General features: G+C 71.4%; 28 protein-coding genes. 18 read left to right on the top strand and 10 right to left on the bottom strand.

Annotated elements, in window-relative coordinates:
• Positions 1 to 23: 23 nt before the first annotated feature.
• The 5 genes from ABZX11_RS07920 to ABZX11_RS07940 form a co-directional block, all read right to left on the bottom strand.
• On the bottom strand, positions 24 to 536 hold the full coding sequence (locus ABZX11_RS07920) for a YbjN domain-containing protein (RefSeq protein WP_176173447.1): 513 nt from the start codon (positions 534 to 536) through the stop codon (positions 24 to 26).
• Positions 533 to 1,837 (bottom strand): D-inositol-3-phosphate glycosyltransferase, encoded by a 1,305-nt coding sequence (gene mshA, locus ABZX11_RS07925; protein ID WP_176173448.1) that lies wholly within the window; start codon positions 1,835 to 1,837, stop codon positions 533 to 535. Before mshA ends, ABZX11_RS07920 begins: the two co-directional genes overlap by 4 nt.
• 18 nt (positions 1,838 to 1,855) lie before the next feature.
• Positions 1,856 to 2,671 carry an alpha/beta hydrolase gene (locus ABZX11_RS07930; protein ID WP_354910869.1) on the bottom strand — a complete coding sequence of 272 codons (816 nt, stop codon included), beginning with the start codon at positions 2,669 to 2,671 and terminating at the stop codon, positions 1,856 to 1,858.
• Between the two features lie 3 nt (positions 2,672 to 2,674).
• Entirely contained in the window at positions 2,675 to 3,850 is a 1,176-nt protein-coding gene (locus ABZX11_RS07935; protein WP_176173450.1) for an Ig-like domain-containing protein, read from the bottom strand.
• Positions 3,851 to 4,009: 159 nt separating this feature from the next.
• Positions 4,010 to 5,065, bottom strand: coding sequence for a UDP-N-acetylmuramate dehydrogenase (locus ABZX11_RS07940; RefSeq protein ID WP_354910871.1), 1,056 nt, complete (start codon positions 5,063 to 5,065; stop codon positions 4,010 to 4,012).
• A 24-nt stretch (positions 5,066 to 5,089) separates the two neighbouring features.
• On the opposite strand from ABZX11_RS07940, the gene ABZX11_RS07945 reads away from it, so the two are divergent.
• The 5 genes from ABZX11_RS07945 (at position 5,090) to purU (ending at position 8,626) form a co-directional block, all read left to right on the top strand.
• Positions 5,090 to 5,596: a DUF2505 domain-containing protein gene (locus ABZX11_RS07945; protein WP_176173452.1), complete on the top strand. Its 507-nt coding sequence runs from the start codon at positions 5,090 to 5,092 to the stop codon at positions 5,594 to 5,596.
• Positions 5,575 to 6,375, top strand: a complete 801-nt coding sequence (locus ABZX11_RS07950) for a class I SAM-dependent methyltransferase (RefSeq protein WP_354910874.1) — start codon at positions 5,575 to 5,577, stop codon at positions 6,373 to 6,375. Before ABZX11_RS07945 ends, ABZX11_RS07950 begins: the two co-directional genes overlap by 22 nt.
• 63 nt (positions 6,376 to 6,438) lie before the next feature.
• Positions 6,439 to 7,161: a VTT domain-containing protein gene (locus tag ABZX11_RS07955; protein ID WP_354910877.1), complete on the top strand. Its 723-nt coding sequence runs from the start codon at positions 6,439 to 6,441 to the stop codon at positions 7,159 to 7,161.
• On the top strand, positions 7,052 to 7,735 hold the full coding sequence (locus tag ABZX11_RS07960; protein ID WP_354910879.1) for a maleylpyruvate isomerase family mycothiol-dependent enzyme: 684 nt from the start codon (positions 7,052 to 7,054) through the stop codon (positions 7,733 to 7,735). Before ABZX11_RS07955 ends, ABZX11_RS07960 begins: the two co-directional genes overlap by 110 nt.
• A 24-nt stretch (positions 7,736 to 7,759) precedes the next feature.
• Positions 7,760 to 8,626 (top strand): formyltetrahydrofolate deformylase, encoded by an 867-nt coding sequence (gene purU / locus ABZX11_RS07965; RefSeq protein ID WP_354910882.1) that lies wholly within the window; start codon positions 7,760 to 7,762, stop codon positions 8,624 to 8,626.
• Between the two features lie 21 nt (positions 8,627 to 8,647).
• On the opposite strand, the gene ABZX11_RS07970 is transcribed toward purU, so the two are convergent.
• The gene (locus ABZX11_RS07970; RefSeq protein WP_176173457.1) at positions 8,648 to 9,697 is read right to left on the bottom strand and encodes an NAD(P)-dependent alcohol dehydrogenase; all 1,050 of its coding nucleotides are present in this window, start codon (positions 9,695 to 9,697) and stop codon (positions 8,648 to 8,650) included.
• Positions 9,698 to 9,784: 87 nt separating this feature from the next.
• Between ABZX11_RS07970 and ABZX11_RS07975 the strand changes: the two genes are divergently transcribed.
• Both ABZX11_RS07975 and ABZX11_RS07980 read left to right on the top strand, forming a co-directional pair.
• The gene (locus ABZX11_RS07975) at positions 9,785 to 10,396 is read left to right on the top strand and encodes a TetR/AcrR family transcriptional regulator (protein WP_354910885.1); all 612 of its coding nucleotides are present in this window, start codon (positions 9,785 to 9,787) and stop codon (positions 10,394 to 10,396) included.
• A 9-nt stretch (positions 10,397 to 10,405) separates the two neighbouring features.
• Positions 10,406 to 11,020 (top strand): pyridoxamine 5'-phosphate oxidase family protein, encoded by a 615-nt coding sequence (locus tag ABZX11_RS07980; RefSeq protein WP_354910887.1) that lies wholly within the window; start codon positions 10,406 to 10,408, stop codon positions 11,018 to 11,020.
• 395 nt (positions 11,021 to 11,415) lie between these two features.
• Here ABZX11_RS07980 and ABZX11_RS07985 read toward each other — a convergent pair whose 3' ends face one another.
• Positions 11,416 to 11,748 (bottom strand): helix-turn-helix transcriptional regulator, encoded by a 333-nt coding sequence (locus tag ABZX11_RS07985; RefSeq protein ID WP_176173460.1) that lies wholly within the window; start codon positions 11,746 to 11,748, stop codon positions 11,416 to 11,418.
• A 70-nt stretch (positions 11,749 to 11,818) separates the two neighbouring features.
• Between ABZX11_RS07985 and ABZX11_RS07990 the strand changes: the two genes are divergently transcribed.
• Entirely contained in the window at positions 11,819 to 12,442 is a 624-nt protein-coding gene (locus tag ABZX11_RS07990; protein ID WP_176173461.1) for an HAD family hydrolase, read from the top strand.
• Here ABZX11_RS07990 and ABZX11_RS07995 read toward each other — a convergent pair.
• Positions 12,439 to 13,446 carry an NADP-dependent oxidoreductase gene (locus ABZX11_RS07995; protein WP_354910890.1) on the bottom strand — a complete coding sequence of 336 codons (1,008 nt, stop codon included), beginning with the start codon at positions 13,444 to 13,446 and terminating at the stop codon, positions 12,439 to 12,441. The genes ABZX11_RS07990 and ABZX11_RS07995 overlap by 4 nt on opposite strands.
• Before the next feature lie 150 nt (positions 13,447 to 13,596).
• Complete coding sequence (locus ABZX11_RS08000; RefSeq protein ID WP_176173463.1) at positions 13,597 to 14,031, bottom strand: SRPBCC family protein; 435 nt, start codon at positions 14,029 to 14,031, stop codon at positions 13,597 to 13,599.
• A 198-nt stretch (positions 14,032 to 14,229) separates the two neighbouring features.
• Between ABZX11_RS08000 and ABZX11_RS08005 the strand changes: the two genes are divergently transcribed.
• Genes ABZX11_RS08005 through ABZX11_RS08040 form a run of 8 tightly spaced genes read left to right on the top strand, consistent with a single transcriptional unit; the run spans position 14,230 to position 22,074 of the window.
• The gene (locus ABZX11_RS08005) at positions 14,230 to 14,946 is read left to right on the top strand and encodes a GntR family transcriptional regulator (RefSeq protein WP_354910893.1); all 717 of its coding nucleotides are present in this window, start codon (positions 14,230 to 14,232) and stop codon (positions 14,944 to 14,946) included.
• Positions 14,947 to 14,957: 11 nt separating this feature from the next.
• On the top strand, positions 14,958 to 15,185 hold the full coding sequence (locus ABZX11_RS08010; protein ID WP_176173465.1) for a ferredoxin family protein: 228 nt from the start codon (positions 14,958 to 14,960) through the stop codon (positions 15,183 to 15,185).
• The gene (locus tag ABZX11_RS08015) at positions 15,182 to 16,570 is read left to right on the top strand and encodes an ABC transporter substrate-binding protein (RefSeq protein ID WP_354910896.1); all 1,389 of its coding nucleotides are present in this window, start codon (positions 15,182 to 15,184) and stop codon (positions 16,568 to 16,570) included. Before ABZX11_RS08010 ends, ABZX11_RS08015 begins: the two co-directional genes overlap by 4 nt.
• On the top strand, positions 16,567 to 17,400 hold the full coding sequence (locus ABZX11_RS08020; RefSeq protein WP_176173467.1) for an ABC transporter permease: 834 nt from the start codon (positions 16,567 to 16,569) through the stop codon (positions 17,398 to 17,400). The genes ABZX11_RS08015 and ABZX11_RS08020 overlap by 4 nt, the downstream gene beginning before the upstream one ends.
• Positions 17,397 to 18,116, top strand: coding sequence for an ABC transporter ATP-binding protein (locus ABZX11_RS08025; protein ID WP_176173468.1), 720 nt, complete (start codon positions 17,397 to 17,399; stop codon positions 18,114 to 18,116). The genes ABZX11_RS08020 and ABZX11_RS08025 overlap by 4 nt, the downstream gene beginning before the upstream one ends.
• Positions 18,113 to 20,785, top strand: coding sequence for a fumarate reductase/succinate dehydrogenase flavoprotein subunit (locus ABZX11_RS08030; RefSeq protein ID WP_354910900.1), 2,673 nt, complete (start codon positions 18,113 to 18,115; stop codon positions 20,783 to 20,785). The genes ABZX11_RS08025 and ABZX11_RS08030 overlap by 4 nt, the downstream gene beginning before the upstream one ends.
• A gap of 9 nt (positions 20,786 to 20,794) precedes the next feature.
• Entirely contained in the window at positions 20,795 to 21,265 is a 471-nt protein-coding gene (locus ABZX11_RS08035) for a MarR family transcriptional regulator (RefSeq protein ID WP_176173470.1), read from the top strand.
• Positions 21,266 to 21,294: 29 nt separating this feature from the next.
• Positions 21,295 to 22,074, top strand: coding sequence for a class I SAM-dependent methyltransferase (locus ABZX11_RS08040; protein WP_354910903.1), 780 nt, complete (start codon positions 21,295 to 21,297; stop codon positions 22,072 to 22,074).
• Position 22,075: 1 nt separating this feature from the next.
• Here ABZX11_RS08040 and ABZX11_RS08045 read toward each other — a convergent pair whose 3' ends face one another.
• The gene (locus ABZX11_RS08045; RefSeq protein ID WP_354910906.1) at positions 22,076 to 22,996 is read right to left on the bottom strand and encodes an ABC transporter substrate-binding protein; all 921 of its coding nucleotides are present in this window, start codon (positions 22,994 to 22,996) and stop codon (positions 22,076 to 22,078) included.
• A gap of 138 nt (positions 22,997 to 23,134) precedes the next feature.
• On the opposite strand from ABZX11_RS08045, the gene ABZX11_RS08050 reads away from it, so the two are divergent.
• Both ABZX11_RS08050 and ABZX11_RS08055 read left to right on the top strand, forming a co-directional pair.
• Positions 23,135 to 23,827, top strand: a complete 693-nt coding sequence (locus ABZX11_RS08050) for an ABC transporter permease (RefSeq protein WP_354910909.1) — start codon at positions 23,135 to 23,137, stop codon at positions 23,825 to 23,827.
• Positions 23,824 to 24,534, top strand: coding sequence for an ABC transporter permease subunit (locus tag ABZX11_RS08055; RefSeq protein WP_176173473.1), 711 nt, complete (start codon positions 23,824 to 23,826; stop codon positions 24,532 to 24,534). The genes ABZX11_RS08050 and ABZX11_RS08055 overlap by 4 nt, the downstream gene beginning before the upstream one ends.
• Positions 24,535 to 24,626 lie beyond the last annotated feature (92 nt).

Here is a 24,626-nt window from a genome sequence, read left to right on the forward strand (position 1 = left end):
TCCGTGCCGTTGCACGGCCCGGGTCACGACTCGGTCAAGCCCGGCTCGTGCGGCTTCTCGGGCGTGACGAGGTGCTTGAACGCCTGGAGGTTGGCCAAGGACTCACCACGGGAGACGCGCCAGTCCCACTCGCGCTTGATCGACGTCGCGAAGCCGATCTCCAGCAGGGTGTTGAAGTCGCCGTCGGCCGCTTCCAGCACCTGGCCGAGCACCTTGTCGAGCTCGTCGGCGCTCATCGTCTCCTTGCCGAACCGGCCGACCAGGTAGATGTCCCCGAGATTGTCCACTGTGTAGTGCACACCGTAGAGCCTGGCGTTGCGCTGCAACAGGAAGCGGTAAACGTCCTCATGGGACTCATCGGGACGGCGGCAGACGAAGGCCTCCACCGAGAACGCGTGGTCGCCGTCGACCAGCCACGCGTTCGTCTGCAGCTTCTTGGTGCCCGGCAGGGTGACGAAGTACCGGCCCGGTCCGCGCCGGTCGTACTCCAGCTCCGCGGAGTCCAAAGTAGACCGGATCAGCTCGTCCAGGCTCACACCGCCACCTCCGCGCGCAGGTCCAGCGCACGGGAGAAGGCACTGGTGGCCTGAGCATAGATGTCCAGGAGCGCGTCCGTCGTGCGGCGCCAGGAGAACCGGCGCGCGTGCACGACCGCGTTGGCGCCCAGTTCGGCCCGCCGGTCCGGGCGCAGCGCGACGGCGGCCAGCGCGTCCGCCCACTCGTCGGCGCCGTGCCCCGGCACCAGCAGCCCCGAGACGCCGTGCGGCACCGCCACCGGCAGCCCGCCGACCTCGGCGGCGACCACCGGCGTCCCGCAGGCCTGCGCTTCGAGGGCGACCAGGCCGAACGACTCGTTGTAGCTCGGCACCGCGACGACGTCGGCCGCGCGGAAGACGCGGGCGAGGCGCTCGCCCGGCTGCGGCGGCAGGAACCGGACCTGCCGCTCGATGCCGAGCGAGACGGCCAGCTCGCGCAGGGCCTGCGGCTGTTCCAGCCCGGTCCCCGACGGCCCGCCGACGACCAGCACGACCAGCCGCGCGGCCAGCTCGGGACGGCGGCGCAGCATCGCGGCCGCGGCGTGCAGCAGCACGTCCGGCGCCTTGAGCGGCTGGATCCGGCCGGCGAAGGCGAGCACGACGTCGTCGTCGGCCAGCCCCAGCTCGGCGCGCGCGACGGACTTCGAGCCCGGCGTGAAGCGCTCGAGGTCGACGCCCGGCGGCACGACGTGCACCGCGTCCGGCGCGGCGTCGTAGAGCTCGATGAGCTGGCGTGCCTCGACGGCGGTGTTGGCGACCAGCCGGTCGGCTTCGGCGACCACCTGCTCCTCGCCGATCACGCGGGTGCGCGGTTCGGGCTTGTCGCCATCGGCCAGCGCGGCGTTCTTCACCTTCGCCAGTGTGTGCGCGGTGTGCACCAGCGGCACGGACCACCGGTCGCGGGCGAGCCAGCCGACCTGGCCCGACAGCCAGTAGTGCGAGTGGATGAGGTCGTAGTGACCGGGCTCGTGGAAGGCCTCGGTCCGCAGCACGCCGGAGGTGAACGGGCACAGCTGGGCGGGCAGCTCGTCGCGGCCCAGCGGCTCGAACGGGCCGGCCGGGACGTGCCGGACCGTCACGCCGGGCACCAGCTCAGCCACCGGTGGCTGGCCGGACGCGGTCGCGCGGGTGAACACCTCGACCTCGATGCCGCGGCGGGCCATCTCCGTCGCGGTCTGGCTGACGTAGACGTTCAGCCCGCCCGCGTCCCCTGTCCCGGGCTGCTCCAGTGGCGAGGTGTGCACGGACAGCACCGCGATCCGGCGCGGCGCAGCGCGGAACCTTCGGATGTTGCTGGTCACCTGGTCACTTCTCCCGCTTCAGCGTTCCTCGGCGAACTGCCGGAGCACCGCGTCGAACTCGGCCGCGGACTCGGCGAAGGGCGCGTGCCCCCCATCAACGAACCAACGCCCCACGGCACCCGGAATCTTCCCGAGTGCGTGTTCGGCGGCCGAGGGCTCGATCACGCGGTCGGCCGTGCCGTGCGCGACGAGGACCGGTTTGTCGATCCCGACCAGCACTTCTTCGCTGCCGACGTCCCGGCGGAAGAGCGCCGAACGGACCGAAGGCGGCACGCTGAGAGAAGCCCCGAGCAGGGCCTGGACCTGCGCACCGGGCACCGGTCCGGTGGCCATCCCACGGGTGAACGCGGTGAGCGCGGGGACCGCGGTGTCCGGATCGTCCGAAAGCATCGCCCGCATGTGCTCGCGCATCAGCGGCCCGACGCGCCCGCCCGGCCGGTCGCGGCCGATCTCGGTGATGGCCCCGACGAGCACGAGCCCGCGCAGCCGTGCGGTGCCGTGCACCCGGATGTGGTCCATCAGCACCAGACCGCCGTAGGACCAGCCGACGACGATCGCCTCCGGGCCGGCGAAGTCGAGCACGGCGGCGAGGTCGTCCGCCCAGACCTGCGGGTCGTCGTACCCGGTGACCGGGACGTCGGAGGCGCCGTGCCCCCGCAGGTCCATCGCGACCAGGCGGAACCGCTCGGTCAGGGCCGGGTCGGCGAGCTGCGCGTCCCAGCACCGGGCCGACTGCGCCCAGCCGTGCACGAACACGATCGGCGTGGTGTTCTCCGCGCCCTCGACCCGCAGGCCGAGCCGGACCCCGCCGTGCCCGACGACTTCGGTGCGCACGGGTTACTTCGCACCCAGCCCTTGCCAGGCCGCCCAGCTGTAGTTCCAGTCCTTGACGTCCGAGGCCATCGGCGGGCTGAGCTTCGAGCCGGTGATCTCGACCGGGTCGCCGATCAGCGCGGAGTCGAAGTAGTCCTTGGCGTCGGCTTCGAGCAGGTTGACGCAGCCGTGGGAGTTGTTGTTCTTCCCGATGTTGGCCGCGTTGTCCTGGTTCTCGTGGATGTACTCGCCGTGGTTGGAGAACCGGCAGGCCCACTTCTTGTTGACGTTCGTGTAGCCGTAGCGGGCGTTGTCGAAGACGGCCGTCGGCTCCTTGGTCATGATGATGTAGGTGCCGTTCGGGGTGTTGCGGTCGACCTCGGCGTCCAGCCCGTTCGCGCACGGGTAGCTCTTGACCTGCGCCCCGTTGCGGTAGACGCGCATCTGGTGGTCCGGGGTGTTGACCTTGACCACCTGGTTGCGGCCGATCTTGAACTTCGTGGTGACGTCGGCCTTGCCGTACGCGCCGCCGCCGAGGTCGACGCCGTACAGCTTCGCCTCGACGTTCACCGTGATGTTCTGCGGCCAGTACTCCTTCGGCCGGTAGTCGACCTGGCTGTCGGACAGCCAGCCCCACGCGCCTTCGACCTCCTTGTCCGTCTTCACGGACAGGGCCTTCTCGACGGCCTTGCGGTCCTTGACCGGCGAGGCGAACTTGACGCTGATCGGCATCGCGACGCCGACGGTCTGGTTGTCGGCCGGGTTCAGCGTGGCGCGGACCTGCTTGGCCGGGTTGAGCGTGGTGAAACTGCCCTTGAACTCGACCGGCTTGCCGTCGGAGCCGGTGGCCTTGGCCGCGTAGGTGTAGGTCTTGCCGTAGCCGAGCGGCTCGGAACTGGTCCAGGTGAGGCCGTCCGGCGCGAGGTCGCCCTTGACGGCCTTGCCGCCGTCGGCGGTCAGCTTGCACTCGGTGAGCTTGCCGTCGGCGACCTTCAGCACGGCGGGCTTGAGCACCGGGACGTCCTTGGCGTCGGCGGCGGGCTCGGCCGTGATCTTCGCCACGGCCTGTGCGCCTTCGCCGTCGGCACCGGCCGCCCCGGTCGGCAGCGCGTTGCCGCCGTTCTCGCTCGAACACGCGGCGGCGGCCAGTGCGGCTCCAGCCGCCAGGGCAGCCTTGAAGACCGTACGCCGTTCGATCACCGAAACCTCCTGGAATCCCCCGCCGACCAGCGGGCACACGCCTTTAGCGCTGGTGGCCCAGCCGACGTTACCTGCTGGAAGGTCATGACCAACCGATCAGGTGGCGGACGTCTTTGTCGACAAAGACGTCCTACACACGTACAGGTTGCCCGTTTCGGCTCAAATGACGCAGTTGATCAGCAGCGGCTCGGGGTGCAGCCGGACGCCGAAGCGCTCGAAGACGCCGTCGCGGACCTCCCTGGCCAGCACCAACAGGTCCTCGGTCGTCGCGTCGCCGCGGTTGGTGAGGGCCAGGGTGTGCTTGGTCGACAGCGAAACCCGGTTCCCCGGTCCGGGGTACCCCTTGCCGAAGCCGGCCCGCTCGATCAGCCAGGCCGCGGACAGCTTCACGCCGCCGTCGGCCGGGTACTGCGGCACCTCGGCGCCGACGGCGGCCGTGATCCGCGCGAGGACGGCCTCGGCGTCGGCCGACGGGACGATCGGGTTGGTGAAGAACGAGCCGGCGCTCCACGTGTCGTGGTCGGCCGGGTCGAGCACCATGCCCTTGCCGCGACGCAGCCCGAGGACGGCTTCGCGGGCTTCGGCGGCCGGGACGCGCGCGCCGATCTCGACGCCGAGCGTGCGCGCCAGCTCGGCGTAACGGATGGGCGCGGAAAGGCCGTCTTCGCGGATCTCGAAGCGCACCGAGAGGACGACGCCGGTGTCCGTGCCCTTGAGCACGCTGGTGCGGTAGGCGAAGCCGAGCTCGTCGGCCTTGAGCGTGCGCACTTCGCGCGTCACGCGGTCGTACAGCTCCACCGAGACGATCGACTCGGCGACTTCGCAGCCGTACGCGCCGACGTTCTGGATCGGCGTCGCCCCGACGCTGCCGGGGATGCCGGAGAGGCATTCGAGCCCGCCCAGCCCGGCCTCGACCAGCCCGGCGACGAACGCGTCCCAGTTCTGGCCGGCTTCGACCTGCACGTGGTCCCCGTCACGCTGCCAGCCGGTGTTCGCCACCTCGACGAGCGTTCCGTCGAACCCCGCGTCGCCGACCACCAGGTTGGAGCCGCCGCCGAGCAGCAGCACCGGCTCGCCCGCCGCGTCCGCGTCGCGGACGACCGCGACGAGGTCTTCGCTGGTCACGGCGCTGACGAAGCGGCGGACCGGGCCGCCGAGGCGCAGCGTCGTGTACGCGGCGAGCTTCGGGAGAGCGGGAGTTCGGGCGGAGTTCACGCGTCTGACGGTACTGTCCGGCTCATGGGATCCCGGATCGAGCACCGCGCTGAGTTCTCCGCCGACGTCGCCGCGACGTACGCGGCGGTCGCCGGCGAAGAGGCGCTGCGGGCCCGCCTGGAGCAGCTCGGCGGGCACGACGCGGCCCTGCTGTCCTACGAGGTGTCCGGCACGGACCTGCGGTACGAGCTGCGGCAGGGCATCAGCGCGGACAAGCTGCCGCAGGCGGTCCGGACGCTGCACAAGGGCGACCTGCGGGTGACCCGCACGCAGACCTGGCGCGTCAGCAACGACGGCACCGGACGGCAGGGCAACGCGACCGTCGAGGTCGGCGGCGTCCCGGGCGAGATCAGCGCGCGGACCGCGTTGCTGGCCAACGGGGACAAGACCGTGCTGCGGATCAGCGGCGAGGTGACGGTCCGGATCCCGCTGTTCGGCGGGAAGCTGGAGAGCGTGATCGCCGAGCAGGTCACGAAGCTGCTCGAGCGCGAGGCCGAATTCACGGCGAAGTGGCTGACCGAAGGAAATTGACCCCGGTCGGCGCCCCGACGCGCGGCACGACCAACCCGAACCGCCTGCGCCGGGTCGACCGGTGGATCGCGGCCGCGCCGGCCACCTCCCGGCTGCTGCGCGCGGCCGACGCGCCGCTGGTCGTCGACCTCGGCTACGGCGCTTCCCCGGTGACGACGGTCGAGCTGGCCCGCCGGCTGCGGCGGGTCCGCCCGGACGTCCGCGTGCTGGGCCTGGAGCTGGACCCGGTGCGGGTGGCCGCCGCACGGCCCGCCGCGTCGCCGCCGTGGCTGGACTTCCGCCGCGGTGGGTTCGAGCTGGCCGGGACGCGGCCGGTGCTGGTGCGGGCGTTCAACGTGCTGCGGCAGTACGCGGAGGACGAGGTCGCCGGTGCGTGGCAGCTGATGCTGGACTCGATGCCCGCCGAAGGGCTGCTGGTCGAAGGCACGTGCGACGAGATCGGGCGGCTGTCGACGTGGGTCCTGGTCGCCCGGGGCGGACCGGTCTCCTTGACGCTGTCGATGCGGCTGGCCGGGCTGGACCGCCCGTCGACGATCGCCGAGCGGCTGCCGAAGGCGCTGATCCACCGGAACGTGCCCGGTGAGCGCGTCCACGAGCTGCTGTCCGCGTTGGACACGTGCTGGGCGACGGCGGCCCCGCACCAGGCGTTCGGCGTGCGGTCGCGCTGGCTGGAAACCGTCCGGCTGCTGGCCGCGCGGGGCTGGCCGGTGCTGGGCCCGCCGTCCCGGATCCGGCTCGGCGAGCTGACCGTTCCCTGGCCGTCGGTCGCCCCCGGGTGAACGTTCACCGGGCCACCCCCGCTGCGTCACCCCGAAGTGACCTCCGGTGATCACCATTGAGCCGTGGAACTCCTGGGGCAGGTCACCGAGCTGCTGCGCGGCACGCTCGGCTCGCCGTGGCTGTGGGTGCTCGTCTTCGCCGTGTCCGGGCTGGACGCGCTGCTGCCGTTCATGCCCAGCGAGACCACCGTGGTCACGGTCGCCGTCCTGCTCGGCCCCGATCCGGCGCGGCTCGCCCTGCTGGCCGCGGTGGCGGCCGCGGGCGCGTGGGCCGGCGACTGCCTCGGGTACGCCGTCGGCCGGTCCGCCGGACCGCAGGCGATCGCCCGGCTGCAGCGCGGCCCCGACGGCCGCCGTCGCCACGAATGGGCCCGCGACCAGGTGCGCCGCCACGGCGGGCTGCTGATCATCGCGGCCCGCTACCTCCCGGGCGGCCGCGTCGCCAGCGCGCTCGCCAACGGCAGCCTCGGCTACCCGCTGCGCCGGTTCGTGCCCCTCGACGCCGCCGGCGCGGCGATCTGGGCGATGTACAGCGTGCTGATCGGCCTCGCCGGCGGCGCCGCGTTCGCCGACGAACCGGCCAAGGGCCTGCTGTTGTCGTTCAGCCTCGGGCTCGGCCTGGTCGGCGCGATCGAGTTTGGACGGCGTCTCAGGCTGCGCGCGCTACGGTCGGCGGATGGATTTCCTCGAGGTCGTCGACGTCCACACCGACGCACTGAAGCGGGCCGCGCTGGCGGCGGGCCCGGCGGCCCCGGTCCGGAACTGTCCGAAGTGGACTGTCCATGACCTGGTGCGGCACCTGGCGTGGGTGCACGCCTTCGCGGTCGCGACGGCCATGAACCGCGAGCCGGACGCGACGCCGCCGGAGGGGTGGGACGACCTGCTCGGCTGGTGGGACGGGCAGCGCCTGGCCGCGCGCGAAGCCCTCAGCCGGCCGCCGGAGACGCCCGCGCGCTCGCCGTTCCCCGGGTTCGGGATCACGGTCGGCGACTGGGCGCGGCGGATGGCGCACGAAGCCGCGGTCCACCGGCTCGACGCGGAGTCCGCCCTCGACCCCGTCCCGGCGACGCGGCTCTCCCCCGCGTTCACCCTCGACGGCATCGACGAGTACGCGACGTTCCTCGTTCCGCGCCGCTCACCCCGCTACCCCGTGGCGACGACGGTCCACCTCACGGCCGCCGGGCACACCTGGGCCCTGCACCTGGCGCCGGGCGAGCACGCCCGCGCCGGCGAGCCGGGCGTCCCGGACGTCGAGCTGAGCGGCGACCCCGACGACGTCTACCGGGCGTTGTGGGGTCGCCCGAACTCGGCGACCGTCGTGGGCGACCCGGCTCTGCTCGCACCGCTCGCGGCGCCCTGACCAGCGCGGGGGACAATACCCGGCGTGACCGCTCCCGAACGCCGCTACGTCATCACCTTCGGCTGCCCCGACCGCACCGGCATCATCGCCCGGATCTCCGGGTTCCTCGCCGAGCACGGCGGCTGGATCGTCGAGGCGGCCTACCACACCGACCCGGACACGGGCTGGTTCTTCACCCGCCAGGTGGTCCGGGCCGACTCGCTGCCGTTCGACGCCGCCGAGTTGCGCGCCCGCTTCGGCGAGGTGGCCGCGGAGCTGTCCGCCGAGTCGAGCTGGCAGGTCACCGACACCGGGGAGCGGCGCCGCGCGGTGATCCTCGTGTCCAAGGCCGGGCACTGCCTGTACGACCTGCTCGGCCGGGTCGCCTCCGGCGAGCTCGACATCGACATCGCCGCGGTGATCGGCAACCACGAGTCGCTGGCCGACATCACCCGCGCGCACGGCATCCCGTTCCACCACGTGCCGTTCCCGCCCGGTGACAAGGCGGCGGCGTTCGAGCAGGTGCGCAAGCTGGTCGGCGAGCACGAGCCGCACGCGGTGGTGCTGGCCCGGTTCATGCAGATCCTGCCCGCCGACCTGTGCCGCGAGTGGGCGGGCCGGGCGATCAACATCCACCACAGCTTCCTGCCGTCGTTCATCGGCGCGAAGCCGTACCACCAGGCGCACACGCGCGGGGTGAAGCTGGTCGGCGCGACCTGCCACTACGTGACGGCCGACCTCGACGCGGGCCCGATCATCGAGCAGGACGTCATCCGCGTGGACCACGGCGACTCGGTCGAGGACATGGTCCGCAAGGGCCGGGACATCGAGAAGGTCACGCTGGCCCGCGGTCTCCGCTGGCACCTGGAGAACCGGGTGCTGGTGCACGGCAACCGGACCGTGGTGTTCTGATCCGGTTGCCGTGCGCCGCGCTCAGGCGCCGATCGTCTTGGCGTCGATGACGAAGCGGTAGCGGACGTCGGAGTTCTCGACGCGCTCGTAGGCCTCGTTGACCTGGTCGGCCGAGATGGTCTCGATCTCCGCGCCGATGCCGTGCTCGGCGCAGAAGTCCAGCATCTCCTGGGTCTCGGCGATGCCGCCGATCATCGAGCCCGCCAGCACCTTGTTGCCGCCGAGCAGCGAGAAGGCGTTGTAGTTCAGCGGCTCGCCGGGCGCGCCGACGTTCACCATGGCTCCACCGACCCGCAGCAGGCCGAGGTAGGCGTCCACCGGCAGCTTGGCCGACACGGTGTTGAGGATGATGTCGAACTTGCCCTTGAGCACGTCGAACGTCGACTCGTCGCTGGTCGCGTAGTAGTCCTTCGCGCCGAGCTTGAGGCCGTCCTCCTGCTTCTTGAGGCTCTGGCTCAGCACGGTCACCTCGGCACCCATGGCGGCGGCGATCTTGACGGCCATGTGGCCGAGCCCGCCGAGGCCGATCACGGCGACCTTCTTGCCGGGGCCGGCACCCCAGTGGTGCAGCGGCGAGTAGGTGGTGATGCCCGCGCACAGCAGCGGCGCGGCGACGTCGAGGTCGATGCCCTCGGGGATGCGGCAGACGAAGGCGTCCTTCACGACGATCTGGTTGCTGTAGCCGCCGTAGGTGTTCTCGCCGTCGAAGCCGACGCCGTTGTAGGTCTGGACGTTGCCCTTGACGCAGAACTGCTCGGTGCCGGCCAGGCAGTATTCGCACTCGCCGCAGGAGTCGACCATGCAGCCGACGCCGACGCGGTCGCCCACCTGGTACTTCGTGACGTCCGAACCGACCGCGGCGACCACGCCGGCGATCTCGTGGCCCGGGACCATCGGGAAGATCGCCTGGCCCCAGTCCTCCTTGGCCTGGTGGATGTCGCTGTGGCAGATGCCGGCGTAGGCGATGTCGATCAGCACGTCGTCGGGACGCAGGTCACGGCGCTCGATCGTGGTCGGCGCCAGCGGCGCGCCCGGCGCCGGGACGGCGATGGCGTGCGTGGTGGTGCTCATGGAACCCTCCAAGTTCAAGTACCGTCGTTGTAAGAGGTCTCATACATGCCTACGTAAGAGGCCTCTTACATATTTCGAACGAGAGATGTGATCCAGGTCATGGGCGGCAAGTACCACCACGGCGACCTCCGCGGCGAGCTCGTGCGCGTATCCCTTGACCTGATCGCCGAGCAGGGGTTCGCGGGCTTCTCGGTCGCCGAGGTCGCGCGCCGCGCGAAGGTCAGCCCCGGCGCGCCGTACCGGCACTTCGCCTCCCGGGAGAGCCTGCTGGCCGAGGTGGCGGGCAACATCGCCTGCCAGCTCGCCGACCGCGTCACCGAGGCGGCCGCGGAGCACGAGGACCCGGTGGACGCCCTGGCCGCGGCGGCGGGCGCGTACACGCGCTACCTCATCGAGCGCCGGGCCGGGATGAACGTGATCTACGCCGACGGCCTGCACGGCCCCGAGCACACCGGCCTGCACGAACAGACCCGCCGGCTGACCGACGAGTTCCTGCTGCGCTGCCTGGCGGTGGCCCCCGACCCGGCGACCGCGCTGGAGCTGATGGAGCAACTGTTCACCCAGGCGCACGGCTACGGCACGTTCCAGCTCGACGGCGTCTTCGTGAAGCACGGCTATTCGACGGACCTGGTGGTGCACAAGTCCTCGGAGGCCGCGCGCGCCGCCATCATGGGCCGGATCGCCGGTGCCGGCCGCTAGGTTGGGGACATGGGGATCATCGACACGCACGAGGCCTTGCGGGCCGTGATCGGCGAGGCGGCCGAGCTGACGCGGAAGAAGGTCATCGACCGGATCGACGAGCACGCGAGGAACCTGATCGTGCACTCGCCGTTCGTGCTGCTGGCGACTTCGGCACCGGACGGCAGCTGCGACGTCTCACCCCGTGGCGACCCGGCGGGGTCGGTGCTGGTGCTCGACGAGCAGACCCTGGTGCTGGCGGACCGGCCGGGCAACAAGCTGATCGACAGCTTCCGCAACATCGTCGACAACCCGCACGCCGGGTTGTTGTTCCTGGTGCCGGGCATGAACGAGACGCTGCGGGTGAACGGCCGGGCGAAGCTGGTGTCGGACGCGCCGTTCTTCGACTCGCTGGTGGTGCAGGGGAAACGGCCCCGGCTCGCGGTGGTCGTGGAGGTCGAAGAGCTGTACATGCACTGCGCGAAGGCGTTCCTGCGCTCGTCGCTGTGGAAGCCGGAAACGTGGCCGGACCGCTCGGCGCTGCCATCGCTGGGCACGATCATGCGGGACCAGATGGCGTTGCCGGTCACGGCGGAGGAGCTGGACGCACGCCTCGACCACCGAGCGCTGACCGAGCAATACTGATCAGCGCGACCCTTGGACCCGGAACCGGGTCGCCCCGATAAACATGTCGCCAACCGAGCAGCCCAGCGATCGAGCAGCACACCAGCCGCCGCCCGTGTGCCGCTCCGGCGCGCCCGGATCGACCTGCCGAAACGGCGGCGGAGCCGAACGCGCCTCAACCAGGGGCGTTGACCGGGCGGTACTGATGCAGGCGGTCACCACGCCCGGCAAGGCACTGCGGCGCACGCCACTTAGCCGAAGGCGCCCGGCGGTCCGAAGCCAGGCCGCCGCGAACGACTACGTCGTCGACCTCACCAACCGGACACCGAGCAGCCCCGGGACCGAGCGCCCTACGAGCCCGCTCCGGCATTCCCGGATCGACCCGCCGATCCCGGCCGCTGAGCTGAACGCGAGCCTCACCCGGCGGGCGTCGACCGAGCAGTACTGATCCCGGCGACGACGTCGAGCAAGCCGGGGAACTGCGCGTCGAACTCCTCCCGGCGCAAGCGGACGAACGTGCCGTTCCCCGCGTCGCGCTGGCGGACGAGGCCGGCCTGGCGCAGCACCTTCCAGTGGTGCGTCCGGGTCGACTTGGCGATCGGCAGCGGGAACGACGAGCACGCCCGCTCGCCACCGTCGCCGCGCAGGAGTTCGAGCACCACCCCTCGGCGGTGCGGGTCGGCGAGGGCGGACAGGACCGCGCCGAGTTCGACGTCGGCCATCTCCGGGATCGGCAGTTCACCGGGCATGCTGGACATGGTACGACAACTATCGTACCTTCGGTCAGGTACGACATCCTTCGAACCTCCGGAGCGCCGCATGCTGTGCGTCCTCGACGTCAACGAGACCTTGCTGGACCTCGCCGCGCTCGACGCCACCATCGGCGGCCCCGAGCTACGGCGCGAGTGGTTCGGCCTGGCCATCCACACGGTCCTCACGGTGACGGCGACCGGCGGCTACCGCGACTTCGCGGGCATCGCCGGCGAAGCCGCCATCGAGGTCGCCGCCCGGCACGGGCGGGAGGTCGATCTCGCGAAGGTCGGCGAAGGACTGCGCAGCCTGCCCGCTCACCCGGACGTCGAACCCGGCCTGGCGAAGCTCCGCGACCAGGGCCACACCCTCGTCGCGCTGACCAACTCGCCGCTCGCCACCGCCGAGGCGCAACTGCAGAACGCCGGCCTGGCTCCGCTGCTCGACCGGATCTTCTCGGCCGAGCAGGTCGGCAGGCTCAAGCCGGCGCCCGAGCCCTACCGGCAGGTCACCGCCGCCTACCCCGGGGAGCGGGCCGTCATGATCGCCGCGCACGACTGGGACATCGCGGGCGCCCAGGCGGCGGGGCTCGAGACGGCCTTGCTCACCCGTCCCGGCGTTCACCCGCTGCCCGGTTCGCCCGCGCCCACCTACACCGCGTCGACCCTGCCGGAGCTGGCCGAACTGCTCTAGTCGGCGATGCGGACCAGCATCTTGCCGGTGTTGGCACCCGACAGCAGCCCGAGGAAGGCGTCCGGCGCGTTGCGGATGCCGTCGACGAACGTCTCCGAGTACTTGATCTCACCCGAGCTGACCAGCGGCGCGATCTCGGCGACGAACTGCTGCTGCAGGTGCCAGTGGTCGATCACCAGCAGGCCGCGGATGGTCAGCCGCTTGGCGATGACCTGCGTGAGGTTGCGCGGCGCCGGCGTCGGCTCGGTCGCGTTGTACGTGGAGATCATCCCGCAGATGGCGATCCGGCCGTGCACGGTGATCGCGTCGATCGCCGCTTCGAGGTGCTCACCGCCGACGTTGTCGAAGTAGACGTCGATACCCTCCGGAGCCGCCTTGTGCAGCTGCTCGGCGACCGGGCCGTCCTTGTAGTTGAAGGCGGCGTCGAAGCCGAGGTCGTCGATCAGGTGCCGGACCTTCTCCGCCGAACCGGCCGAGCCGATGACGCGCTTGGCGCCCTTCAGCTTCGCGATCTGCCCCACCAGCGAGCCGACCGCGCCGGCCGCGCCCGAAACGAACACCGTGTCGCCCGGCTTGAACTCGGCCGACTCCAGCAAGCCCGCGTACGCGGTCAGGCCCGGCATGCCGAGCACGCCGAGGTACGTCGACAGCGGCGCCGCGGCCGCATCGACCTTGACGTACCGGCCCGCGTCGAGCACGGCGTGGGTGCGCCAGCCGGCCTGGTGCAGCACGTGGTCACCGGCCTTGACGTCGTCGACGTTCGACTCGACGACCTCGCCGACCGCCCCGCCGGACATGACCTCGCCGACCTGGAACGGCGGCGCGTAGGACTTGACGTCCCGCATCCGGCCGCGCATCGCCGGGTCGACGCTCATGATCAGGTTGCGCACCAGGATCTGGTTCGCGCCCGGCGTCGGCACCTCGGTGTCGACGATCTCGAAGTTGTCGTGCGTCGGCACGCCTTCCGGACGCGAAGCCAGCCGGATTTCGGTCGCCGTGCTCATCGTCGGATCCTCTCAAGTCTCGAAGCGGGGCAGACGCCCCGGATTCCACCCGATGCAACCAGTTAACCGGGGCGCAGATTCCGATTGTGAGGCGTCACACCCGACCTTCTTCGCCGCCGCCACCCTCGACGGAGGCGCTTCGCGCCGCTGTCACACTATTTCGGCGAGCTTCCCGAGGACGCCGTCGTAGATCTTCTTGAGCCCACCAGGCGCGAAGGTCTTTTCGAAGAAGCCGCCGATACCGCCCGCACCGTCCCACGTGGTCTCGATCTTCACCACGCTGCTGTCACCCGCTTCGGTGACCGTCCAGGTGGTGACCATGCTGGAGTTCGCGTCCGTCTCGACCAGCGTGCCCGGGCGAGGCTCGGTGACGGTCGCCGCCACGTCCCGCACGCGCTTCGACGTCGCCTGGAGCTTCCAGCTCGCCTTGGTCCCGGCGCCGACGCCGCCCTCGGTCACCTGGTAGTCGCGGTAGTGCTCGGTGAGCAGCTTCGGCCGCGTCTCGGCGTAGTCGGCGACGAGCGCGCGGACCTTGTCGGCCGGGGCGTCGATGGTGCGCTCCGCGGTGGCCGTGACCTTTCCCATTTCACTCCTTCTCCCGGCGTACAGATCAGGGTCCACGATTTCACCGAGCGGCGCACCACCGGCGGCCGCCCTCGCACGTCCCAGATAGTGAGCGGCGGAAGTCCGCCCTGGACAGCTGTTTTCGCTGGTCAGCGCATCGCCGATGCCGCCGGAAGTGGCGTAACACGGTGTTAACGTGCGCTGGCCATTCTCGCCGCCATGCCCACGACACCCCGCCGGACCAGGTCCGACAGCGCCCGGCAGCTCGCCGACCTGCTGCGCCGTCAGGTGCTGGCCGAGGAGGCGCTGCCGTGTGAAGAGGACCTCACAGCGGAGTTCTCGGTGACCCGGAACACCGTGCGGGAAGCCCTCGCGCTGCTGCGCGACGACGGCCTGATCGCGCGCCAGCCCGGCGTCGGCACGGTCGTCGTCGGGCACAAGTACCCGCACGGGCTCAACCGGCTGGCCGGGCTCGCCGAGGTGCTGCGGGAGCACGGCGAGGTCACCAACGAGGTCCGCGCGGCCGACCTCGTGCCCGCGCCCGCCGTCGTCGCGCACCGGCTCGGCGTGCCCGAGCGCTCCGAGGTCGTCTACCTCGAACGCCTGCGACGGCTCGACGGTGTCCCGCTCTCGCTCGACCTGACCTACCTGCTGCCGGAGATCGGGAAGCCGCTGCTGGAGCACGACCTCGCCGGCCGGGACGTCTTCGCGCTGATCGAGGAGACGTCCGGGCAGCGGCTGGGCTACGCCGACATCGACGTCGAAGCCCTCAACGCCGACACCGAAACCGCCGCCGTGCTGGAAGTCCCGCCGGGCGCGGCGCTCCTGCGGTGGGAACGCCTCACGCACTTCGCCGACGGGCGGCCCGTCGACCTCGAATACATCCGGCTGCGCGGCGACCGCCTGACCATGCGCGCCCGCCTCGACCGTTCCTGAAGGAGACCACCATGCCCCTCGTGCCGAGCCGGGTCGACGTCCCGGTGACCATCGACGAGTCGAAGTGCCTCGACGGCTGCCGGTTGTGCGTCGACATGTGCCCGCTCGACTCGCTGGCCATCGACCCGGACACCGACAAGGCGTACATGCACGTCGACGAGTGCTGGTACTGCGGGCCGTGCGCGGCCCGCTGCCCGACCGGCGCGGTCACCATCAACATGCCCTACCTGCTGCGGTGAAGACGGTCCGGCTCCTGCTCGCCGCCGCGCTGCTGGCCGCGGGCTGCACCGCGAACGCCTCGACGTCGAGCGACGTCGACGTGGTCATCGGCTACCAGTCGAAGACGATCAACACCGTCACCGCGGGCACGCTGCTGCGGTCGCTCGGGTCCTTCGAGAAGCGCCTCGCCGAGCTCGGCAACCGGGACGGTAAGCGCTATCACGTCACCTGGCAGGACTACTCCACCGGCGCGCCGATCACCGCGCAGATGGTCGCGGGCAAGATCGACATCGGCTCGATGGGCGACTACCCGTTGCTCATCAACGGTTCCCGGACGCAGGAGTTCGGCGACGGCCGGACCAAGCTCGTCGCCGCCACCGGCTACAACCTGCTGGGCGCGCTGAACATGGTCGTCGTGCCGCCGAAGTCGCCCGCGCACACCCTGGCCGACCTGCGCGGCAAGAAGATCTCCGCCAGCATCGGCTCGGCCGGGCACGGCACCACCGTGCACGCGCTGCAGAACGTGGGAATCGGCCCCGACGACGTCCACGTCCAGAACCAGGCGCCCGCGGTCGGCGCGTCCGGGCTGCAGTCCGGCGCGGTCGACGCGCTCGGGCAGTTCGTCGCGTGGCCGGGTCAGCTGGTGTTCGCGAACCAGGCGCGGCTGCTCTACGACGGGTCGGCGCTGAACCTGCCGACCTGGCACGGCGTGGTCGTCCGGGAGTCCTATGCGGACACCCACCACGACGTCGTCACGGAGTTCCTGCGCGCGCAACGCGACGCGACGGACTACCTGCACCGGCACCCGATGGACGCGGCACTGAAGGTCGCCGCCGCCACCAAGCTGCCACCCGAGGTCGTCTACCTCTACAACGGTGCCGGCGGCATGGTCACCTTCGACCTGCCGTTGAAACGGCCGCTGATCAGTGCGCTGGAAACGGACGCGCCGTTCCTGCGCTCGATCGGCAACATCAAGCGGCTCGACCTCGGCGCGTTCGTCGACGACCGGTACCTGCGGGAGATCTACGGCCCGGCCTACGGCACCGCAGTGTCCTCTTCGGACAACCCGGCCCCGGTGACGGGCTTCGACACGACGTGCTCGCGGCCGGTCACCGATCCGCGCACCGCGGGCGAGCTGTGGCTGGCCGGCGAGACCGCGACGCACCCCGCCGCCACGCCGTCGTGCCTGCTCAAGGCCGTGGCCCACGCCGGGAAGCCGGTCCGCGCGGCCTACGTCCCGGACGCGGCCACGGGCACCCGCTGGTTCGCCGACAAGGCGGTCTGGGTGCGCGACGCGGGCGGCGCGCTGCTGCCCTTCACCACCGAAGACGGCGCCCGTGCCCACCTCGCCGGGCACCCCGGCTCGATCGTCGGCTACGCGCAAGCCGTGGAGGAGTCCCGATGACCCAGACCCTCGACCGCCAACCGGCCGTCACGGAAGCCCCGCCCGCACCACCGAGACGCCGGTTCGGGCGGCTCGCCGTCCGCGCGGGCAGCATCGTCGCCGCGCTGGTCGTGTGGGAGCTGCTGACCGCGTTCGACGTCGACCTGTGGCTGCACTTCGACCGCCTGCCCACGCCGGTCGAGGTCGCCCGCGACCTCGGCTACCAGCTCGGCACCGCCGTCTACTACCAGGACCTGCTCGACTCGCTGCGCCGGATCGTCACCGGTTTCGCACTGGCCGCGGTGCTCGGGATCGCGCTCGGCACGGCGATCGCGCGCTCCCGCGGCACGTCCGACGTCGTCCAGCCGCTGCTGGAGGTCGTGCGGCCGATCCCGGCGATCGCGGTGGTGCCGATCGCGATCCTGCTGTTCCCCACCAACGAGCAGGGCATCGTGTTCATCACCTTCCTCGCGGCGTTCTTCCCGGTCGTGGTCAGCACCCGGCACGCGGTGCGCGCGCTGCCGGTGGTCTGGGAGGACGCGATCCGCACGATGGGCGGCTCGCGGCGGCGGGTGCTGTGGAACGTCGTGCTGCCGGGCGCGCTGCCCGGCGTGTTCGGCGGCTTGTCCGTCGGCATGGGCGTTTCGTGGATCTGCGTGATCTCGGCGGAGATGATCTCCGGCGAGTTCGGCGTCGGCTACCGGACCTGGCAGGCCTACACCGTCGTCGACTACCCCGGCGTGATCGTCGGGATGCTCACCATCGGCCTGCTCGGCTGGGTCACCTCGGCCGCCGTCGAACTGCTCGGCCGCCGCGCCACCCGCTGGCTGCCCCGAGGGGAGAACGCATGAGCCTCCGCATCGAGAACCTGACCGTCCACTACGGACAGCGGGCGGTGCTGTCCGGCATCGACCTCGCCGTCGCCGACGCGGAAATCCTGGCCGTGACCGGGCCTTCGGGCTGCGGCAAGTCGACGCTCCTGCGCACGCTCGCGGGCTTGCTCCCGGCGTCGTCCGGGCGCGTGCTCAGCGCGGGCACGCCGGTGACCGGCACGTCGGCCGAGCGCGCGCTGGTGTTCCAGGACGACGGGCTGCTGCCCTGGCGCTCGGTGCGCCGCAACGTCGAGCTGCCGCTGTCCATCCGGCGCGTCCCGCGGGCCCGGCGGCGCGTCGAGGCCGAGTCGTGGCTGGACCAGGTCGGGCTGGCCGGGTACGAGGACCACCTGCCGCGGGAGCTCTCCGGCGGCATGCGGCAGCGCGTCCAGCTCGCCCGCACCCTCGCCGGGTCGCCGCGGGTGATCCTGGCCGATGAGCCGTTCGGGGCGCTGGACGCCCAGACGCGCACGGCCATGCAGCGGCTGCTGGTGGAGGTCTGGCGCAAGCGGCCGACGACGGTGGTGTTCGTGACCCACGACGTCGACGAGGCCCTGTTCCTCGCCGACCGCGTCGCGGTGCTGACCCGCGACGGGCGGCTGGCGAAGGTCGTCGGGTCGTCGCGGCCGCGGACGGCCGAGCCCGCCGTGGCCGCCGAGCGCGCCGAGGTGCTGGACGGGCTGGTGGCCGCATGACGTTCGAAGCTCCGCCGGTGTCGGTTCGGACGCACTTCGAGACCGACGTCCTGGTCATCGGCGGCGGGACGGCCGGGACCATGGCCGCGCTGACCGCCGCCGAGAACGGCGCGGACGTGCTGCTGCTGGAGAAGGCGCACGTCCGGCACTCGGGCGCGCTGGCCATGGGCATGGACGGCGTCAACAACGCGGTGATCCCGGGCAAGGCCACACCGGAGGACTACGTCGCCGAGATCACCCGGGCCAACGACGGCGTGGTCAACCAGTCCACTGTGTACCAGACCGCGCGGCGCGGGTTCGCCATGGTGCAGCGGCTGGAGAAGTACGGCGTCAAGTTCGAAAAGGACGAATACGGCGAGTACGCGGTCCGGCGGGTGCACCGGTCCGGCAGCTACGTGCTGCCGATGCCGGAGGGCAAGGACATCAAGAAGGTGCTCTACCGCGTGCTGCGGGCGAAGCACATGCGCGAGCGCATCACGATCGAGAACCGCGTGATGCCGGTGCGGGTGCTGACCTCCGGCGGGCGGGCCGTCGGCGCGGCCGGGTTCAACACGCGGACCGGCGAGTTCGTCACGGTGTCGGCGTCGGCGGTGATCCTGGCGACCGGCCCTTGTGGACGGTTGGGCCTGCCGTCGAGCGGTTACCTCTACGGCACCTACGAGAACCCGACCAACGCCGGCGACGGCTACGCGATGGCCTACCACGCCGGCGCCGAGCTGTCCGGGATCGAGTGCTTCCAGATCAACCCGCTGATCAAGGACTACAACGGCCCGGCCTGCGCCTACGTCGCGAACCCGTTCGGCGGCTACCAGGTCAACGCAGCGGGCGATCGCTTTGTCGACTGCGACTACTGGTCCGGGCAGATGATGGCCGAGGTGGCGCGCGAGATCTCCTCGGCGCGCGGGCCGATCTACCTCAAGCTGACGCACCTGCCGGAGGAGACGCTCGGCGCGCTGGAGAACATCCTGCACACGACCGAGCGGCCGACGCGCGGGACGTTCCACGCCACCCGCGGCCACGACTACCGCACGCACGACGTCGAGATGCACATCTCGGAGATCGGGCTGTGCGGCGGGCATTCGGCGTCCGGCGTCTGGGTGGACGAGCACGGCGCGACGACGGTCCCCGGCCTGTACGCGGCGGGCGACCTCGCTTGCGTGCCGCACAACTACATGATCGGCGCGTTCGTCTACGGCGACCTCGCGGGTGCGCACGCTTCGCGTGCTTTGCGTTCTCGTGTCCCGTTGCCCGAGGACCAGATCGCTGCGGCGCATTCGCTCGTCTACCGCCCGTTGTCCACTCCGGACGGTCCGCCGCAGCAGCAGGTGGAGTACAAGCTGCGCCGGTTCGTCAACGACTACGTGGCCCCGCCCAAGACGACGGCGAAGCTGGAGATCGCGCTGGAGACGTTCGCGCGGATGACCGGCGAGATCGGGGCCATGGGCGCGCGGACACCGCACGAGCTGATGCGCTGCGCCGAGGTGACGTTCATCCGCGACTGCGCCGAGATGGCGGCGCGGGCGTCGCTGGTGCGAACCGAGAGCCGGTGGGGGCTCTACCACGACCGGACCGACCACCCGGGCCGCGACGACGTCTCCTGGCTCGCGCACCTGAACCTGCGCAAGACGGCGGCCGGGGAGATGGAGTTCGTCAAGCGGCCGGTGGCGCCGTACGTGGTGCCGGTGCCGGAGTTCTCGGTGCCGGAGTTCGCCGTCGAAGTCCTGGGCACGCACACGGCCTTCAGCGGGCACACGCCGCCGGACGTGGCGATCGCCGCTCCGGCGCGGACGCATTCGTCGCCGCGGGTGCTCGAAGTCGTCGCGCTGGCGGAGGAACAGCCTTCGCTCGCTGTGCTGTCTTCCTACCTGGCCGATCCGGACGCCGAGGTCCGCACGACGGCGATCGCGGTGCTCACCGAGTCGGCGCCGGAGGGTTTCGGGCCGGCGCTGGTGACGGCGTTGCACGACATCGACGCGCGGGTCCGCGCCGCGGCGGCGGCCGGGCTGCGGGAGCTGGTGGAGGTGCTGGTGCCGGCGCCCGCCCTCGGCACCGGTTTGCGGTCGGCCCTGTCGGTGTCCGATGCGGACGTGCGCTCGGTGGCCCTGGATGTCCTGCGCGCGCTGCGTCTCGGCGACGAGCCGCTGTTCGCCTCGCTGTTGGGGGACCCCGCGGTCGTGGTCCGGCTGGAGGCGATCCGGGGCCTGGTGTCGCTGGACGCCGCTTCGGCACTGGCGTCCGCGGCGGCGGACGGGTCCCGCGAGGTCCGGGTGGCGGCGGCCACCGGCCTGGGCACGATCGGCGACCCGCGGTCGACCGGCACGGTGGCCGCCCTGGCGGCCGACAGCGATCCCCTGGTCCGCGCGGCCGCGTTGACGGCGGCGGCCGAGCTGGGCTGCGGCGGCGACCTGGCGCAGCTCGCGACCGCGGCACTGGCGGACCCGGCCTGGCAGGTCCGCCGGGGCGCGGCGACGGCACTGGGTGCGCTGGCCGAACCGTCGGAGCACCTGCTGGGCGCGCTGGAGGACGAGCACCCGAACGTCCGCCGCGCGGCCGTCCAGGCCCTGGGCAAGTGGGCGGCCCAGCCCGCGGTGGCGGCGCGGTTGCGGACGCGGCGCACCGACTCGGACGCCGACGTCCGCGCGTACACGCGGATGGCCCTCGGCGGTTAGGCTCCGGGTATGGGTTCGGGAGCGCACCGCCGGTCGACCGTGGCGGTGAAGGACGCGCTGCGGGAGCTGCGCAACCAGCTCGCGCTGCTGAACCACCAGGTCAGCACCAAGATCGCGCTCAAGGACGTCGACCTGGACTGCCTGGAGCTGATCGCCCGGCACGGCCCGCTCAGCCCGAGCGCACTCGCCCGCCGGGCCGGGCTGCACCCGGCGACGATGACCGGCATCCTCGACCGGCTGCAGAAGGGCGGCTGGATCGTCCGCGAGCGTGACCCCGAGGCGGCCGACCGGCGCTCGGTGGCCGTGCGGGCGGTCCGCGGCCGCACCGCGGAGCTGTTCCGGCTGTACGCGGGGATGAACACCGCGCTGGACGAGCTCTGCGCCGGCTACAGCGAGGACGAGCTGGCGCTGATCGCCGGGTTCCTGCGCCGCGCGACCTCGGCCGGCCAGACCGCCACCGGGGCGCTGGCCGGAGGCTGAGCAGCGGTTCCTGTGCTGTACTCGGCAGCATGTGGCAGTCAGGCGACGCTTACGAGGCCTACATCGGACGGTGGAGCCGCCGGATCGCGGAGACGTTCGTCCGGCAGCTCGCCGTGCCGTCGAGCCGGCGCTGGCTCGACGTCGGCTGCGGAACGGGCGCGCTGACCTCGGCGGTGCTGGCCGCGGCCGACCCGGTGGAGGTGGTCGGCGCCGACCCGTCCGAGGGCTTCCTGAAGACGGCTCGTGCGAGTGTGACCGATCCGCGGGCGACGTTCACGGTCGCCGACGCGCGCTCGCTGCCGTTCCCGGCCGACCGGTTCGACGTGGTCGTGTCGGGCCTGGTGCTCAACTTCGTCCCCGAGCCGCCCCGCGCGGCGGCGGAGATCGCGCGGGTGACCGCCCCTGGCGGGCTGGCCGCGGCCTACTTCTGGGACCTCGCCGAGGGCATGGAGCTGATCCGCCGGTTCTGGGACGCGGCCGCCGAGTTCGACCCCTCGACGGTCGCCGAGCTGGACGAGGGCCGCAAGTTCACGCTGTGCCGCCCGGAGCCGCTGAGCCGGCTGTGGACGGACGCGGGCTTCACGGCGGTGTCCGTCGGCGAGATCACCGTCCCGACGGTGTTCGCGGACTTCGACGACTACTGGCAGCCGTTCCTCGGCGCGCAGGGCCCGGCGCCGACGTACCTGGCCACGCTGCCGGAGGCGCACCGCGACCGGATCCGCGAGTCGCTGCGCGGCAGCCTGCCCACGAGCCCGGACGGCTCGATCCCGCTGACGGCCCGGGCCTGGGTCGTCAGCGGGATCGCCTGAATCAGAGCCCGGCCTGGCCGAGCCAGTCCTTCGCGACGTCGGCCGCCTTCTCGCCGTCGGCGTCGACGCGCTTGTTCAGGTCGCGCATGACGTCCGTCGTCAGCTTCGCGCTCACGGCGTTGACCGCGTTGGCGAAGTCGGCACCGCGCTCGTCGAGGACCTTCTTGTTCACCGCGGGCACGACGTTCTCGGTCGGCACGATGTTCTGGTCGTCCTTGAGCACGGTGTACTTCGAGTCACCGGTCAGCGGGCTGACCGAGTCGACCGGGATGACCGTGACGGCGCCGGACTTCAGCTGCTCGACCCGCGGCCCGGCCTCCTGGATCGTCTGGAAGGTGATGTTGGTCAGCTTGTAGACGTCCGTGAAGCCCTTGAAGCAGGGAAGGCGCTTCTCGCACTCCGGCGGGCCGGCCATGACGACCTTGTCGAGCTTCTTCAGGTCGCTGATGGACGCGATGCCCTTGTCCTTGGCCAGGTCGGACTTGACGATGTAGGTGTTCTTGTCCTCGGCGGCGGCGAAGTTCAGCAGCCCGACGCCGCTGGGCTCGAACAGCTTCGCCAGCTGCTCGTGCTCCTCCTGCGCGGTCTTGCCCGCCTCCTTGCCGAAGCCGGTGGTGATCGCCGCACCCTGGTACTCCGGGATGAACTGCAGCTCACCGGACTTCAGCGACGGGTAGATCAGCTCCCGCGACCCGAGGTTCAGCTTGCGGGTCACCGGGTAGCCCTTGGCCTCCAGCGCCTGCGCGTAGATCTCGGCGAGGATCTGGCTGTCGGTGAAGTTGAAGGACGCGACGACGATCGGCGCGCCACCCTTGCTCTGCGCGGCGGGCTTGTCACCGCTGTCGCTGCCGCCACAGGCGGCCAAACCGAGCGTGGCCGCGACGGCCACCGCCACCACGGACGCGTTCCGGAACCAGCGCACGAATCCCCACTCCCTCGTCACTCGAACAGACGCAAGGACCCTAGTCCCGACCTCCGACAAGAATCCACATCGTGGGAGATTCCACCCGATATTCCCACTCCGCGGAACATTTGGCCCCGATCGGGGTAGGGTCGCCCGGTGCACGTGACCACGGTGACGCCACTGGCCGCCGACAGCGGGCAGCCGATCTTCCAGTGGAAGTGGGTGGACCGCAACGCCGACGACATCGTCCAGCGCCTCGTCGAGCACATCTCGCTGACGGCCACCGCCCTCGGCATCGGCCTGGTGGTGTCGATCGGCCTGGCGCTGGTGTCGCTGCGCTTCCGCCGCGCGTACGGGTTCATCCTGAGCACGACGGGCGCGTTGTACGTCATCCCCAGCCTGGGCGCGTTCGCCGTGCTGCGGCCGTTCTTCGGCCTGACGTTCACCACGGCGGTGATCCCGCTCGCGACGTACACGCTGTTGATCCTGGTCCGCAACATCGTCACCGGCATCGACCAGGTGCCGTCGGAGGTCCGCGAGGCGGCGACCGGCATGGGCTTCACCCGGCAGCGGACGCTGTGGCAGGTGGAGCTGCCGCTGGCGCTGCCGGTGGTCATCGCGGGCCTGCGCGTCGCCGCGGTGACGACGATCGGCCTGGTCACGGTGACGTCGATGCTCGGCCTGGGCGGCCTCGGCTACTTCATCCGCCACGGCATCCAGAACACCACGCCCAACTCGACGGAGATCATCGTCGGCATGGTGCTGTCGGTGGCACTGGCGGTGGCCGTCGACCTGGTCCTGTGGCTCGGCGAGCGGCTGCTGACGCCCTGGACCCGGAGGGTGCGATGAGCTTCCTCGACCAGCTGAACGCGTGGCTGGCCGCCCCGAACCGCTGGAGCTGGACCGACCGCGCGGGCGTCCCGTACCGGACGCTGGAGCACCTCAGGTTTTCCCTGCTGGCCCTGCTGATCGCGGCGGCGCTGACGATCCCGGCGGCTTTGTGGCTGGCCCACTACCGCCGCGGCGCGTTCCTGGCGAGCAGCGCGGTGAACATCGGCCGGGCGATCCCGAGCTTCGGGCTGATCATCCTGTTCTGGTTCCTGGCGAGCCACTGGGAGCTGGACACGACGTTCTGGCCGTTGCTCCTGGCTCTGGTCGCGCTGGCGATGCCACCGTTGTTCACGAACACGTACGCCGGCGTGGTGACGCTGGAGCAGGAGACGATCGACGCGGCCCGCGGAACGGGCTACCGCGAGTGGCAGATCATGGCGCGCCTGGAGCTCCCGTTGGCGTCCCCGGTGATCCTGGCGGGCGCACGGGTGGCGTTCCTCCAGCTGATCGCCACGGTCGCGATCGGAGCGATCGTCAACGACGGAGGCGGCCTCGGCCGCTACATCGTCGACGGCTTCGCGGTCGGAGCCCAGGGCTACGGCGAGATCTTCGCGGGCGGCCTGGCGGCGGTGGTCCTGGCGCTCGTGTGCGACGGCCTGTTCGCGCTGATCACCCGGCTGGCGACGCCCCGCGGCCTGGCGCTGCAGAACGCCCGCCGCGACTAGGGCGTGTCTGACAATGCCTTGGTCCAGGTGAACACGGCGTGCAAGACGACCGCTGATCGGTAGACGATGGCGAGCTTGTCGTAGCGAGTGGC

Origin of the sequence: Amycolatopsis sp. NPDC004169 (assembly GCF_040610315.1) — a bacterium.
In the GTDB taxonomy this organism is placed as follows: Bacteria; Actinomycetota; Actinomycetes; order Mycobacteriales; family Pseudonocardiaceae; genus Amycolatopsis.

Coding starts and splice junctions, on each gene's coding strand:
- ABZX11_RS07945 (WP_176173452.1), top strand. CDS start 5,090: ATGGGATCCCGGATCGAGCACCGCGCTGAGTTCTCCGCCGACGTCGCC.
- ABZX11_RS07960 (WP_354910879.1), top strand. CDS start 7,052: ATGGATTTCCTCGAGGTCGTCGACGTCCACACCGACGCACTGAAGCGG.
- ABZX11_RS07970 (WP_176173457.1), bottom strand. CDS start 9,697: ATGAGCACCACCACGCACGCCATCGCCGTCCCGGCGCCGGGCGCGCCG.
- ABZX11_RS07980 (WP_354910887.1), top strand. CDS start 10,406: ATGGGGATCATCGACACGCACGAGGCCTTGCGGGCCGTGATCGGCGAG.
- ABZX11_RS07985 (WP_176173460.1), bottom strand. CDS start 11,748: ATGCCCGGTGAACTGCCGATCCCGGAGATGGCCGACGTCGAACTCGGC.
- ABZX11_RS07990 (WP_176173461.1), top strand. CDS start 11,819: ATGCTGTGCGTCCTCGACGTCAACGAGACCTTGCTGGACCTCGCCGCG.
- ABZX11_RS07995 (WP_354910890.1), bottom strand. CDS start 13,446: ATGAGCACGGCGACCGAAATCCGGCTGGCTTCGCGTCCGGAAGGCGTG.
- ABZX11_RS08000 (WP_176173463.1), bottom strand. CDS start 14,031: ATGGGAAAGGTCACGGCCACCGCGGAGCGCACCATCGACGCCCCGGCC.
- ABZX11_RS08005 (WP_354910893.1), top strand. CDS start 14,230: ATGCCCACGACACCCCGCCGGACCAGGTCCGACAGCGCCCGGCAGCTC.
- ABZX11_RS08010 (WP_176173465.1), top strand. CDS start 14,958: ATGCCCCTCGTGCCGAGCCGGGTCGACGTCCCGGTGACCATCGACGAG.
- ABZX11_RS08020 (WP_176173467.1), top strand. CDS start 16,567: ATGACCCAGACCCTCGACCGCCAACCGGCCGTCACGGAAGCCCCGCCC.
- ABZX11_RS08025 (WP_176173468.1), top strand. CDS start 17,397: ATGAGCCTCCGCATCGAGAACCTGACCGTCCACTACGGACAGCGGGCG.
- ABZX11_RS08030 (WP_354910900.1), top strand. CDS start 18,113: ATGACGTTCGAAGCTCCGCCGGTGTCGGTTCGGACGCACTTCGAGACC.
- ABZX11_RS08035 (WP_176173470.1), top strand. CDS start 20,795: ATGGGTTCGGGAGCGCACCGCCGGTCGACCGTGGCGGTGAAGGACGCG.
- ABZX11_RS08040 (WP_354910903.1), top strand. CDS start 21,295: ATGTGGCAGTCAGGCGACGCTTACGAGGCCTACATCGGACGGTGGAGC.
- ABZX11_RS08055 (WP_176173473.1), top strand. CDS start 23,824: ATGAGCTTCCTCGACCAGCTGAACGCGTGGCTGGCCGCCCCGAACCGC.